The organism is Kitasatospora sp. NPDC048545, assembly GCF_040651155.1.
Lineage (GTDB): Bacteria > Actinomycetota > Actinomycetes > Streptomycetales > Streptomycetaceae > Kitasatospora.
On the sequence record NZ_JBEZIQ010000010.1, the window covers coordinates 182,372 to 195,448 of the forward strand.

Consider the following 13,077-nt stretch of genomic DNA (forward strand, 5'->3'; position numbering starts at 1 on the left):
CGGCAGAGCGATGATCGACACAGGCACGGGAGGGGCCCGGCTGGGTGCGCTCAACGCGCACCCCCGGGCCCCGTCCCGTCCCCACGTTTCCCCACCTTGGCCCTCCCAGCGCAACGACGCGCCTCCAGACCACCAGGAGATCGCCATCACCGCATCCGACCCCGTCCCCCTGCGCAAGGACGGCACCCCCAGCGCGGGGACGGCGACAACGGCCGTCGAGCTGCGCGGCATCACCAAGCGCTTCCCCGGTGTCGTGGCCAACCACGACATCAACCTCACCGTCCGCACGGGCACCGTGCACGCCCTGATGGGCGAGAACGGCGCCGGCAAGTCGACGCTGATGAAGATCCTCTACGGCATGCAGAAGCCGGACGAGGGCACCATCGCGATCAACGGCGAGCTGTGCGAGTTCAGCACCCCCGGCGACGCCATCTCCCGCGGCATCGGCATGGTGCACCAGCACTTCATGCTCGCCGACTACCTCACGGTGCTGGAGAACGTCGTCCTCGGCGGCGAGCACATCCACGGCATCGGCGCCAAGGCGAAGGCGAAGATCAAGGAGATCTCCGACCAGTACGGCCTGGGCGTGCGCCCGGACGCCCTGGTCGAGGACCTCGGCGTCGCCGAGCGCCAGCGCGTCGAGATCCTCAAGGTGCTGTACCGCGGCGCCAAGATCCTGATCCTCGACGAGCCCACGGCCGTGCTGGTCCCGCAGGAGGTCGACGCGCTGTTCGACAACCTGCGCGAACTCAAGTCCGAGGGCGTCACCGTCATCTTCATCTCGCACAAGCTGCACGAGGTGCTGGCGGTCGCGGACGCGATCAGCGTCATCCGGCGCGGCACCACGGTCGGCGACGCCGACCCGAAGGCGGTCACCGCCCGTCAGCTCGCCGAGATGATGGTCGGCGCCGAGCTGCCCTCCCCGGAGAGCCGCGAGTCCACGGTCACCACGACCGAGATGCTCGACGTCAAGGACCTGCGGATCGCCAAGACCGACGCCGAGGGCATCGAGCGCGTCGTCCTGGACGACATCTCGCTGCGCATCCACAAGGGTGAGATCCTCGGCATCGCCGGCGTCGAGGGCAACGGCCAGGCCGAACTGGTCGAGGCCATCATGGGCATGCTGCCGCTGGACGGCGGCTCCGTCACCCTGGACGGCAAGGACCTCTCCGGCACCCTGACCCGGGCCCGCCGCGAGGCCGGCATCGGCTACATCCCCGAGGACCGCCACAAGCACGGCCTGCTGCTGGAGGCCCCGCTCTGGGAGAACCGCATCCTCGGCCACGTCACCGAGGTTCCCAACTCCAAGGGCGTGCTGCTCGACCCGGCCGGTGCCCGGACGGACACCCAGCGGATCGTCGAGGAGTACGACGTCCGCACCCCCGGCATCGAGGTCACCGCGGCCTCGCTCTCCGGCGGCAACCAGCAGAAGCTGATCATCGGCCGTGAGATGAGCCACCAGCCCAAGCTGCTGATCGCCGCGCACCCCACCCGCGGTGTCGACGTCGGCGCACAGGCCCAGATCTGGGAGCACATCCGGGTCGCCCAGCGGGCCGGCCTGGCCGTCCTGCTGATCTCCGCCGACCTGGACGAGCTGATCGGGCTCTCCGACACCATCCGGGTCATCTACCGCGGCCGCATGGTCGCGGACGCCGACCCGGCCACCGTGACCGCCGAGGACCTGGGCACCGCGATGACCGGTGCTGCCAGCGGCCACATCGAGTCCGAGCCGGACGCGCTCGCCGAGGCCCAGGCGCTCGCCGCCGAGGGCACCGAGGCCGAGGGCACCGGCCCGTCCGACACCGCCGACGACCCGCAGGCGGGGGAGTAACCACATGACCAGTCCCAACCCCGCCGCCAAGCGCAGCCTGGCGCAGCGGATCAGCGGTGAGCGGATCGTGCTCGCACTGGCGGCGCCGGTGCTCGCGGTCGTGCTCTCCGTCGCGATCTGCTCCGTCCTGCTGGCGACCTCGGGCAAGAACCCGTTCGACGCGTGGAACGTGATGATCACGTACGCCACCAAGTCGGACGGCCAGGTGGCCATCCTGAACCGCTCCACCACGTACTACCTGGCCGCCGCGGCCGCCGCGTTCGGGTTCCGGATGAACCTGTTCAACATCGGCGTCGAGGGCCAGTACAAGGTCGCGGCGCTGTTCGCGGCGTACATCGGCACCCAGGTCGACCTGCCCGCGATCATCCAGATCCCGCTGCTGTTGGTCACCGCCATGCTGGTGGGCGGTCTGTACGCGAGCATCGCCGGTCTGCTGAAGGTCTTCCGCGGCGTCAGCGAGGTCATCTCGACCATCATGCTGAACGCCATCGCGCTCGCGATCGTCGGTCTGCTGCTCGCCCCGGGCATCTTCGCGCCGAAGGTGAGCGGCACCAGCAACTCGATCCAGACCGATCCGATCTCGCAGTCCAGCCACTTCTTCTCTATCGAGACGGCCGGCGGCCCGCTCTGGGGCTTCCTCTTCATCGCCGTCGCGGTCGGCGTGCTGTTCCAGTTCACCCTGACCCGCACCCGCTTCGGCTTCGACCTGCGCGCCACCGGCCGCTCGGAGTCCGCGGCGACCGCGTCCGGTGTGAACGTCAAGAAGATGGTGATCATCTCGATGGCGGTCTCCGGCGGCATCGCCGGTCTGATCGGCATGCCGGAGCTGCTGCAGAACTCGTTCTACTACGGGCAGACCTTCCAGCAGAACCTGGGCTTCCTCGGGATCTCGATCGCCCTGCTGGGCCGGAACAGCCCGATCGGCATGGCCTTCGCGGCCCTGCTGTTCGCCTTCCTGGACGCCACCGGTGCCCAGCTGCCGCTCCAGGGCGGCTTCCCGTCCGAGATCGTCTCGGTCATGCAGGGCACCATCGTCATCTGCGTCGTCGTCGCGTACGAGCTGGTGCGCCGCTACGGCCTGACCCGCCAGCAGAAGAAGGTCGGCGAGCAGCTCGCCGCCCAGCTCGCGGCCGCTGAGAAGAAGGAGGTGTCCGCGTGAGCACCGCTACCGCTGCTCGCCCGAAGGCGTCGGGCGCACCTGCGAAGAAGCACAAGCTGTCCTGGCCGGTGGTCCTGCTCCTGATCGCGGGCGCCCTGGTCCTGTTCTCCGCCGTGGGCATGGCCACCGGCAACCACTCGCTGACCTCCTCCGGTCAGGTCACCGCCGCGCTCAGCGCCGCCGTGCCGATCGGCATGGCCGGTCTCGGCGGTCTCTGGTCCGAGCGGGCCGGTGTGGTCAACATCGGCCTCGAAGGCATGATGGTCGCCGGCACCTTCTGCGGTGCCTGGGCCGGTTACCTGGTCAACCCGTGGGTCGGCCTGCTGGCCGGCATGGCCGGCGGCGCGCTCGGCGGTCTGCTGCACGCGGTCATCACCGTCACCTTCGGCGTCGACCACATCGTCTCCGGCGTCGGCATCAACCTGCTGATCCCCGGCATCTGCGCGTACGTCAACCGGATCTACTACAAGGACTACATCTCGGCCGGTGCCGGGGCGAACCAGTCCCCGCCGGCGGATCCGCTGCCGTACATCACCGTCCCCGGGCTGTCCTCCTGGCTGAAGGGCATCGAGAACCACCACTGGTTCTTCGTCTCGGACCTCGCCGGCGTGCTCGGCGGCCTGGTCACCAACATCTCGGTGGTCGTGGTCCTGGCGGCCGTGCTGATCGTGGTCACCTACTTCGCGCTCTGGCGCACGGTGTTCGGCCTGCGGCTGCGCTCCTGCGGTGAGAACCCGACCGCCGCCGAGTCGCTGGGCGTCAACGTCTACAAGTACAAGTACCTGGCGGTCACCGCCTCCGGCGCCTTCGCGGGCCTCGGCGGTGCGTACCTCTCGCTGGTCGCCGCGCACTTCTACAAGGACGGTCAGACCCTCGGCCGCGGCTTCATCGGCCTCGCGGCGATGATCTTCGGCAACTGGATGCCCGGCGGTCTCGCCATGGGCGCCGGCCTGTTCGGCTTCACCGACAGCCTCCAGCTGCGTGACCCGGGGTCGGTGCACGTGCTGCTCCTCGTGATCTCCATCGCGATGGCGCTGCTCGCCCTCTGGCAGCTGTACCGCCGCAAGTTCACCGGTGCGGTGATCTCGCTGGTGGTGGCCGGCGGCATGGGTGCCTGGTACGCGCTGACCGACGAGGTCCAGCGTCCGCTGATCGTCGCCACGCCGTACCTGATCACCCTGGTGGTGCTCTCGCTGGCCTCGCAGCGGCTGCGGATGCCGAAGGCGGACGGCCAGATCTACCGCAAGGGCCAGGGCAAGTGACGGCCCCCGCGGTCGACTGGGAGCGCCTGCGCGAGGCGGCGCGCGAGGCGATGGGCCACGCGTACGCCCCGTACAGCAAGTTCCCGGTCGGCGCGGCCGCGCTGGTGGACGACGGACGGGTGGTCACCGGCTGCAACGTCGAGAACGCCTCGTACGGGCTCGGGCTGTGCGCCGAGTGCGGGCTGGTGTCCGCGCTGCACGCCACCGGTGGCGGGCGGCTGACCGCGTTCACCTGTGTGGACGGCGCCGGTGAGCTGCTGATGCCGTGCGGGCGCTGCCGCCAGCTGCTGTACGAGCACGGCGGGCCCGACCTGCTGATCGAGCTCGCCTCGGGCGTCAAGCCGATGAGTGAGGTCCTGCCCGACGCGTTCGGGCCGGAGCGGCTCTAGCTTCGCTGTTTGTTACGCGCGTAGAGTGTCGCGAGTGGGCCGGAACCCGGTCATCTCGCGGCACTCTTCGCTTTTCACGCCTTTAGACCCACGCCTTTAGAAACCGCACTGGGAGCACGCATGGACGCCATCTCCGTCATCAGGACCAAGCGCGACCGCGGAGAGCTGAGCGACGCTCAGATCGACTGGGTCATCGACGCCTACACCCGCGGCGAGGTCGCCGACGAGCAGATGTCGGCGCTGGCCATGGCGATCCTGCTGAACGGCATGCAGTCGCGCGAGATCAGCCGCTGGACCGACGCCATGATCCGCTCCGGCGTCCGGATGGACTTCTCCTCGCTGCCGCTGCCCACCAGCGACAAGCACTCCACCGGCGGCGTCGGCGACAAGATCACCCTCCCGCTCGCCCCGCTGGTCGCCGCCTGCGGCGCCGCCGTCCCGCAGCTCTCCGGCCGCGGCCTCGGCCACACCGGCGGCACCCTGGACAAGCTGGAGTCCATCCCCGGCTGGCGCGCCCTGCTCTCCAACGAGGAGATGATGGACGTGCTGCGCGACGCCGGCGCGGTCATCTGCGCGGCCGGTGACGGCCTCGCGCCCGCCGACAAGAAGCTGTACGCGCTGCGCGATGTCACCGGCACCGTCGAGGCGATCCCGCTGATCGCCTCCTCGATCATGTCCAAGAAGATCGCCGAGGGCACCGGCGCGCTGGTCCTCGACGTCAAGGTCGGCTCCGGCGCGTTCATGAAGAACATCGAGAACGCCCGCGAACTCGCCCGCACCATGGTCGGCCTGGGCACCACCGCCGGCGTCAACACCGTCGCTCTGCTCACCGACATGTCCACCCCGCTCGGCCTGACCGCGGGCAACGCGCTGGAGGTCCGCGAGTCCGTCGAGGTCCTCGCCGGCGGCGGCCCGGCCGACGTCGTCGAGCTGACCCTCGCCCTCGCCCGCGAGATGCTCGCCGCGGCCGGCGTGCACGGCAAGGACCCGGCGGACGCGCTGCGCGACGGCTCCGCGATGGACCACTGGCGCCGCATGATCGCCGCCCAGGGCGGCGACGTGGACGCCCCGCTCCCGGTCGCCCGCGAGCAGCACGTCATCCCCGCGCCCGCCTCCGGCGTGCTCACCGAGCTCGACGCCTACGCCGTCGGCGTCTGCGCCTGGCGCCTGGGCGCCGGCCGCGCCCGCAAGGAGGACCCGGTCCAGGCCGGCGCCGGCGTCGAGATGCACGCCAAGCCCGGTGACGCCGTCGTGGCCGGCCAGCCCCTGCTGACCCTCCACACCGACACCCCCGAGCGCTACGACTACGCCATCGAGGCCCTGGCCGGCGGCATCACCGTCGCCCCGGCCGGCACGGAGTTCACCCCGAACCCGATCGTGCTCGACCGCATCGCCTGAGGCGCCCGAGGGTCTGCTCACGTGCGCCGGATCAGGCGTACGTGAGCAGACCGCCGGTGTCGATCGTCCAGGGACCGACGGCGGTCTTGTCGCCGAAGACGAACTTCTCGCGGGACTCGTGGCCGGGCTCCGAGTGCACGATGCCGGTGCCGGTACGTGGGTCGACGATCAGGTGGTACGGAATGCCCATCGCCGAGCAGTCGTGGACCTTGTTGCGGTGGTCGTTCTCGGGATTCGACCTGGAGACGATCTCCACCGCGAGCAGCACCTCGTGGGGAAGGACCGCCGGTTGCTCGCCGGCCAGAGTCGCTTCGGGGAACACCGTCAGGTCCGGGTTGCGGAGCCGGCCCAGGCCGACATCCTCCACGTCCGCGCCGCCGTGGGCGATGTAGCCGGGACGGGTCCGGGGCAGCTGGGCGTCGAGCTGCCGGGCCAGGCGGATGACCGCGAGCTCATGGCGTTTCACCGGCGAGATCGTCATGACGATCTCGCCGTCGGCGATCTCCACCTTCCCTGTCCCCGGCGCCTGCGGCAGCTGTTCCGCGATCTCGCGCAGCCGGGCGTACACGGCAGGATCGATGCTCGTGGTCCGGATGGTATCGGCGGGGATCGACACGTGATGTCAGCGTCCGGTGACCATCCGTTGCGCTGTGCTGTGGGCCCGGTGGGTGGCGTAGAGGGTGACGCCGGCGGCGAGGGTCATGGCGGTGAGGCCGACGGCGGCGGCGCCGGGCCAGCCGGTGGCGTGGTAGGCGTCGGCGCCGAGGGTGCCGCCGAGGCTGTTGCCGAGGTAGTAGGCGATCAGGTAGAGGGCGGAGGCCTGGGCGCGGCCCTCGGTGGCGGTGCGGCCGACCGCGGAGGACGCGGTGGCGTGCCCGGCGAAGAAGCCCGCGGTGATCAGGACCAGGCCGAGCAGGGCGCAGGTCAGGGACTCGGCGAGGGAGAGCAGCAGGCCGGCCGCGGTGACGCCGACGGAGACGTAGAGGGCGCCGCGGCGGCCGAGGCGGCCGGAGAGCCGGCCGGCCGCGGCGGAGGTGCCGGTGCCGACCAGGTAGACCACGAAGATCGAGGCGGCGACCGACTCGGGCAGGTCGAACGGCGCGCCGATCAGCCGGTAGCCGACGGTGTTGTAGACCGCGCCGAACACGGCCATGAAGAGCATCCCCAGCGCGTACAGCCGCACCAGCAGCGGGTTGCGCAGGTGCCGTCCGACGGTCCTGACGAGGGCTCGGGCGTCCACCGGGGCGGGGGTGAAGTGCCGGGCGGCGGGGATCAGCAGCCGGAACACCAGGGTGGCGAGCAGGGCGAGGGCGGCGGAGGCGGCCAGGCCCCAGCGCCAGCCGAGGGCGGCGGCGGTCCAGCCGGACACCAGCCGGCCGCCCATGCCGCCGATGCTGTTGCCGGCCACGTACAGGCCCATCGCGGAGGCCAGGGCGCTCGGGTGGACCTCCTCGGCGAGGTAGGCCATGGCGGTGGCCGGGAGCCCGGCGAGGGCGGCGCCCTGGACGACCCGCAGCACCACGAGGGTGGTGAGGTCCGGGGCGAAGGGCAGGGCGAGGGCGAGGGCGGAGGCGGCGAGGGTGGAGGCCGTCATCACCGCGGTGCGGCCGTACCGGTCGGAGAGGGCGCTCGCGGGGAGCAGGCCGAGGGCGAGTCCGAGGGTGGCGGCGGAGGCCGTCCAGCTGGCCTGGCCCGGGGTGAGGTCGAGGTCGGCCGAGAGGACCGGCAGCAGGCCCTGGGTGGAGTAGAGCAGGACGAAGGTCGCGACGCCGGCGGCGAACAGGGCGAGGTTGGCGCGGCGGAAGGCACGCTGGCCGGGGCGGTGGCGGTCGTCCGCGGTGTGGACGCCGGCGGTGGGTGCGGCGGTGGATGCGATGGTGGATGCGGTGGCGGCGTCCGGGGCGGGCGCGGACGCCCTGGTACTTGAGGGCTGCATGCCGTTGACCGTAGGCCCGGCGTCGCTGATGCGTCCAATGCATGAAGCAGGGATGATCGATGCACTGACGCATGAGTCGAGGTGGTGGCGGGATGACCGGTCCGGAACCGGCGGACGGCGGCGAGCAGCGGTACCGGGCGGCCGAGTTGGGGCCGGACGAGCCGGCCGTCCTGCTGGCGCCCAGGCTGGCGCAGTTCGCGGCGGTGGCCCGGCTGGAGCACGTGACGCAGGCGGCCGCACTGCTGGGGGTGCCGCAGCCGACGCTGTCGCGCGCGGTGGCCCGGTTGGAGGAGGAGCTGGGGGTGGACCTGCTGGCCCGTCAGGGCCGCACCGTCCGGCTGACCAGGGCGGGCCGGCTGTTGCTGGGGTCGGTGGAGCGGGCGCTGGCCGAGGTCGAGCGCGGTGCGCAGGCGGCCCGGGCGGAGGCGGACCCGGAGGCGGGGCTGGTGGCGTTCGGCTTCCTGCACACGATGGGGCCGGACGCGGTGCCGGCCCTGCTGCGCGGCTTCCGCGCGGCGCACCCGCGGGTGCGGTTCCAGCTGGTGCAGGACTACGGCGCGGCGATGCTGGAGCGGCTGCGGGCCGGTGAGCTGGACCTCTGCCTGGTGGCGCCGCTGCCGGACGACCCGGCGTTCGCCGCCCGCCCGTTGGACGAGCAGCGCCTGCACCTGGTCGTCCCGGCGGACCACCGGCTGGCCGGGCGGCGGCGGATCCGGCTGGCGGAGGTCGCCGACGAGCCGTTCGTCGGGCTGGAGCAGGGGTACGGGCTGCGCGCGATCACGGACGGCTTCTGTGCGGAGGCGGGGTTCGTGCCCCGGCTGGCGTTCGAGGGGGAGGAGGCGGAGACGCTGCGCGGGCTGGTGGCGGCCGGGCTGGGGGTGGCGCTGCTGCCGCCCGCGTTGGTGCCGCGGCCCGGGGTGGTGGAGCTGGAGGTGACGGCGCCGCGTACCCGGCGGGCGGTCGGGCTGGCCTGGGCGGCGGGGCGGCCGCTGACGCCGCCGGCGGAGGCCTTCCGGGACTTCGTGCTGTCGCGGCGCGGACGGCTGCTCCAGCACGACTGACGCGGCCGTCGCGGGAGGTTGGGCGATTTGGCGGATTGTATGGACCGGTCGGTGGAATTCCGGGTGGAGTTTGGACCATCCGGTGGTGTTCCCGGTGGTGGGTCTACGCGCGTAGGGGCTATATTTCCGCAATGGAAAAGCAGATCCCCGTCACCACCGCGGGCACCGGCCCGCGCATCCCCACCGCCGAGCAGATCCGCCGCGCGCCGAAGGTCCTGCTGCACGACCACCTGGACGGCGGGCTGCGTCCGGAGACCGTCGTCGAGCTGGCCGCCGCCGTCGGCTACCAGGGACTCCCGACCACCGACGTCAAGGAACTCGGCGAGTGGTTCCGTGAGGCCGCCGATTCCGGCTCGCTGGTCCGCTACCTGGAGACCTTCGCGCACACCTGCGCCGTCATGCAGACCCGCGACGCCCTGATCAAGGTCGCCGCCGACTGCGCCGAGGACCTGGCCGCCGACGGCGTCGTCTACGCCGAGGTCCGGTACGCCCCCGAGCAGCACCTGGAGGGCGGCCTGACCCTGGACGAGGTCGTCGAGGCCGTCCAGGAGGGCTTCCGCCTCGGCGAGGCCAACGCCCGCGCGGCCGGCCACCGGATCCGCATCGGCACCCTGATCACCGCGATGCGGCACGCCGCCCGCTCGCAGGAGATCGCGGAGCTGGCCAACCGCCACCGCGACCAGGGCGTCGTCGGCTTCGACATCGCGGGCGCCGAGGCCGGCTACCCCCCCACCCGCCACCAGGCCGCCTTCGACTACCTCAAGGGCGAGAACAACCACTTCACCATCCACGCGGGCGAGGCCTTCGGCCTGCCGTCGATCTGGGAGGCCCTGCAGTGCTGCGGCGCCGACCGCCTCGGCCACGGCGTGCGGATCGTCGACGACATCACGGTGAACGAGGACGGCAGCGTCGAGCTCGGCCGGCTGGCGGCGTACGTGCGCGACAAGCGCATCCCGCTGGAGATGTGCCCGACCTCCAACCTCCAGACCGCGGCGGCCACCTCGTACGCCGAGCACCCGATCGGCCTGCTCAGCCGGCTGAAGTTCCGGGTCACCGTGAACACCGACAACCGCCTGATGAGCGGCACCAGCATGAGCCGGGAGTTCGGCCACCTGGTGGAGGCCTTCGGCTACACGCTGGGCGACATGGAGTGGTTCACCGTGAACGCGATGAAGTCCGCGTTCCTGCCGTTCGACGAGCGACTGGCGATGATCAACGACGTGATCAAGCCGGGCTACGCCGAACTGAAGGCGGAGTGGCTGTTCAGCGCGGGCACCGGCGGCAACTGAGCCGCACCGGGTCGTCCGACCCCGGTCGACGGATGAACGCCGCTTTCCCGCAGGAAAGTTGGCGTTCATCCGACTACTCACTCCGGTGAGTGAACGCCCTTTGGTTCTCGCGCGACCGGCTCACTACGGTGTGCCAGTCATTGCCGACCAGGCACGGTGGCGGTCGCCCGTCCGCCGAAGCCGTACGCGTCGTCGGCCACCGACGAGGACCCAAGGGGACGAACCATGAAGCAGGCTCTCAAGGCCGCCGGCACCGCGGCGCTCGGCATCGCTATCGCGGCGATCGGCGCCGGCACCGCCTCCGCCGACGCCGCCCCGGCGCCCGGCGGCCTCGGGCTGCCCACCGGCGCGGTGACGAACCCCGCGGTGACCGGTGCGGTCACCGACACCGCCGCCAAGCTGCCCGGTGCCGACAAGGTCACCGGCACGCTGGGCACCCTCGCCCCGAGCGTCGGCCACGCCGCTCCGGCCGCCGAGGCCCCGCTCGCCGGCGTCACCCAGCAGCGCGCCGCCGTCCCGTCCGTGCCGGGTCTCGACAAGACCCCCATCGGCGGGCTGACCGGTGCCCTGCCCGGTCTGCCGGGCCTCGGCGGCTGACCGCACGGCCGGCACGGCGAAGGGCCGCCCGCCCCGGGATCACCGGGACGGGCGGCCCTTCGCCGTGTCATGCGGCCCGGTCTCACGGCTCCCGGGGGAGGAGCAGCCAGAGGGCGAGATAGAGCAGGAACTGCGGGCCGGGGAGCAGGCACGAGAGCAGGAAGATCAGCCGGACAGTCCACGGGGTCAGCCCGAAACGGGCGGCGATCCCGGCGCAGACGCCGGCGATGACGCGGTTGTGACGGGGACGGGCGAGGCGGGCGCTCATGGTGGTCTCCTGATCTGCTCCGCACGGTGGCGGCCCGGTCCGGCCGGTCCGGCGGGCGTACTTCCATACTCCGCCGTCGCCGCCCCGTTCTCCTCAGCCCGCCAGGTGATTCCGCACCCCGAAGGGTCACCGGGAAGGCGTAGCCGGATGTCGGGGTCGCCGTCGGGGTGACCCTGAGGAACGTCGTCCGTCCGGCCCCGGCCCGGGGGGCGCCCTCCCGTCGCGGGGGTGCGGAAACGGCTCGGTATGATGCCGCAGTCGCTGTTGGGTCGGGGGGCGAAACATCGGCGCGCCATCGCTAGGAAATGGCCTCTCTCGCAAGCGATTTCACGTTCTGTTGGGCTCTGTCCGAATTCTCTCGTGAGGTTGAAATGCGCATTGGGCATCGCAGATTCCTGGCCGCGACCGCCGCCGTCACGCTCGCTTCCGGTGTGACCGTCGTGGAGGCCCCGGCCGCCTTTGCCGCCTCGGGGGCCGTCACGGCCGACCAGGGCACCCAGGTCCAGTCCTCGCCGGTCACGGTCACCCTCGGCGGACTGCCCGGGACCGTCAAGGCGGGCGGCGCGCCGGTGGAGTTCACCGCGACGCTGAAGAACACCGCCGACCACCAGCTGGACGTGCCGTCGTCCGCCTTCGTCATCGGCGACACCGGCACCGGCACCAAGCAGGGCCAGTTCAAGCTGGAGTACCAGTCGCCCGGCGGCACGCAGTGGCAGGACGCCAGGGCGAACGCCACGAGCACCGGCGGCCTCTGGCAGCTCGACCGTCCCGCCGTCCTGCACCTGGCGGCCGGCACCGAGGCCGTCTACCGGTTGCGGCTCACCGTCGCCGCCGACACCCCGGCAGGCCGGGTGACACCGGGTCTCGACGCCGTCGTCTCCGACCCGGCCCTGCCGCCGGAGCAGCGCGTCTCCCAGGCCATGAGCGGCTACGCGGACCTGGTCGTCACGCCGTCGGTCACGCCGACCACCCCGGCGCCCACGCCCGCCGCCACGGCCGACGTCAAGCTCGACGGGATGCCCGCCACCTTCACCGCGGGCGGCGAGGCGAAGCCGTTCAAGCTGGTCTTCACCAACAACAGCGGCAGGGACCTCCGGATCCTGCCCGCGATCGTGTTCCAGGGCGCGACCGAACTCCCCTCCGAGGTGGTCGGGTTCGAGTTCCGGACGGCCGCCGGGGGATGGCTGAAGGGGACGCCCGGAGGCAACTCGGAGCACCCGGGATGGCTCTACCTGGGCCTGCGCACCGGTGACCGGAACGCCGACGTCATCGCCCTGCCCAAGGGCGGGAGCCGCACGATCGAGGTCCGGCTGTCCTTCACCGGGGACACGCCCGCCATGGCCCAGTCCCTGGCGGCCCTCGCGGGCAGCGTGCCCGGTGAGGGCGAACGCGGGTCCGAGGCCTCCAGCCCGAAGGCCGACTTCACGATCACGGCCGCGGCGGGCTCCACCCCCAGGCCGACCCCGACCCCCTCGGCCACCCCGGTGCCGACGGCGGCCCAGCCGACCACCGCGCCGGTCGTCCCGGTGGCGGAGACCACCGGCACGGCGCCGAGCCCGGTGGCGGGCGGCCCGCAGGTGGTCGCTGCCGCGGCGGCTCCGGCCGTGGCGGACACCCGGCTGGCTTCCACCGGCGGCGGCTCCGCCTCGCGGCCGATGGCGGTCACCGGTGCGGTCGCGATCGCCCTCGGCGTGGGCACGCTCGTCGTGGCGCGCCGCCGCAAGCTGGGCCCCAGGACCGGGCGCTGACCCCGGACACGCCGGAAGGCCCGTCCGTCACCGCTCGGCAGCGGTGACGCGGTCGATGGCGATGACAGTAGGAGCCAGGCTTACATTTCGTAAGGACATACCTTTAGGTAAGCTCATGACATGACGGAAGGTGTGCAGT

General features: G+C 72.0%; 12 protein-coding genes. 9 read left to right on the forward strand and 3 right to left on the reverse strand.

Annotated elements, in window-relative coordinates:
• Positions 1-10: 10 nt before the first annotated feature.
• The 5 genes from AB0D10_RS12780 (at position 11) to AB0D10_RS12800 (ending at position 6,039) form a co-directional block, all read left to right on the forward strand.
• Positions 11-1,831, forward strand: coding sequence for an ABC transporter ATP-binding protein (locus AB0D10_RS12780; protein ID WP_360254809.1), 1,821 nt, complete (start codon positions 11-13; stop codon positions 1,829-1,831).
• Positions 1,832-1,835: 4 nt separating this feature from the next.
• A complete protein-coding gene (locus AB0D10_RS12785; protein WP_360254811.1) occupies positions 1,836-2,990 on the forward strand; it encodes an ABC transporter permease in 1,155 nt (384 codons plus the stop codon).
• The gene (locus tag AB0D10_RS12790; RefSeq protein ID WP_360254813.1) at positions 2,987-4,252 is read left to right on the forward strand and encodes an ABC transporter permease; all 1,266 of its coding nucleotides are present in this window, start codon (positions 2,987-2,989) and stop codon (positions 4,250-4,252) included. The genes AB0D10_RS12785 and AB0D10_RS12790 overlap by 4 nt, the downstream gene beginning before the upstream one ends.
• Positions 4,249-4,641, forward strand: a complete 393-nt coding sequence (locus tag AB0D10_RS12795) for a cytidine deaminase (protein WP_360254815.1) — start codon at positions 4,249-4,251, stop codon at positions 4,639-4,641. The genes AB0D10_RS12790 and AB0D10_RS12795 overlap by 4 nt, the downstream gene beginning before the upstream one ends.
• A 120-nt stretch (positions 4,642-4,761) precedes the next feature.
• Positions 4,762-6,039: a thymidine phosphorylase gene (locus AB0D10_RS12800; RefSeq protein WP_360254817.1), complete on the forward strand. Its 1,278-nt coding sequence runs from the start codon at positions 4,762-4,764 to the stop codon at positions 6,037-6,039.
• Between the two features lie 31 nt (positions 6,040-6,070).
• On the opposite strand, the gene AB0D10_RS12805 is transcribed toward AB0D10_RS12800, so the two are convergent.
• Both AB0D10_RS12805 and AB0D10_RS12810 read right to left on the reverse strand, forming a co-directional pair.
• Positions 6,071-6,655: a Uma2 family endonuclease gene (locus AB0D10_RS12805; RefSeq protein WP_360254819.1), complete on the reverse strand. Its 585-nt coding sequence runs from the start codon at positions 6,653-6,655 to the stop codon at positions 6,071-6,073.
• 6 nt (positions 6,656-6,661) lie between these two features.
• Positions 6,662-7,975 carry an MFS transporter gene (locus tag AB0D10_RS12810; protein WP_360254821.1) on the reverse strand — a complete coding sequence of 438 codons (1,314 nt, stop codon included), beginning with the start codon at positions 7,973-7,975 and terminating at the stop codon, positions 6,662-6,664.
• A 92-nt stretch (positions 7,976-8,067) separates the two neighbouring features.
• Between AB0D10_RS12810 and AB0D10_RS12815 the strand changes: the two genes are divergently transcribed.
• The 3 genes from AB0D10_RS12815 (at position 8,068) to AB0D10_RS12825 (ending at position 10,922) form a co-directional block, all read left to right on the forward strand.
• Complete coding sequence (locus AB0D10_RS12815) at positions 8,068-9,036, forward strand: LysR family transcriptional regulator (protein WP_360254823.1); 969 nt, start codon at positions 8,068-8,070, stop codon at positions 9,034-9,036.
• 131 nt (positions 9,037-9,167) lie between these two features.
• Complete coding sequence (locus AB0D10_RS12820; protein ID WP_360254825.1) at positions 9,168-10,325, forward strand: adenosine deaminase; 1,158 nt, start codon at positions 9,168-9,170, stop codon at positions 10,323-10,325.
• A gap of 225 nt (positions 10,326-10,550) precedes the next feature.
• Positions 10,551-10,922 (forward strand): ATP-binding protein, encoded by a 372-nt coding sequence (locus AB0D10_RS12825; RefSeq protein ID WP_360254827.1) that lies wholly within the window; start codon positions 10,551-10,553, stop codon positions 10,920-10,922.
• A gap of 82 nt (positions 10,923-11,004) precedes the next feature.
• On the opposite strand, the gene AB0D10_RS12830 is transcribed toward AB0D10_RS12825, so the two are convergent.
• On the reverse strand, positions 11,005-11,190 hold the full coding sequence (locus AB0D10_RS12830; protein ID WP_360254829.1) for a PspC domain-containing protein: 186 nt from the start codon (positions 11,188-11,190) through the stop codon (positions 11,005-11,007).
• A 371-nt stretch (positions 11,191-11,561) separates the two neighbouring features.
• Between AB0D10_RS12830 and AB0D10_RS12835 the strand changes: the two genes are divergently transcribed.
• On the forward strand, positions 11,562-12,938 hold the full coding sequence (locus AB0D10_RS12835; protein ID WP_360254831.1) for a hypothetical protein: 1,377 nt from the start codon (positions 11,562-11,564) through the stop codon (positions 12,936-12,938).
• Positions 12,939-13,077: the final 139 nt, after the last annotated feature.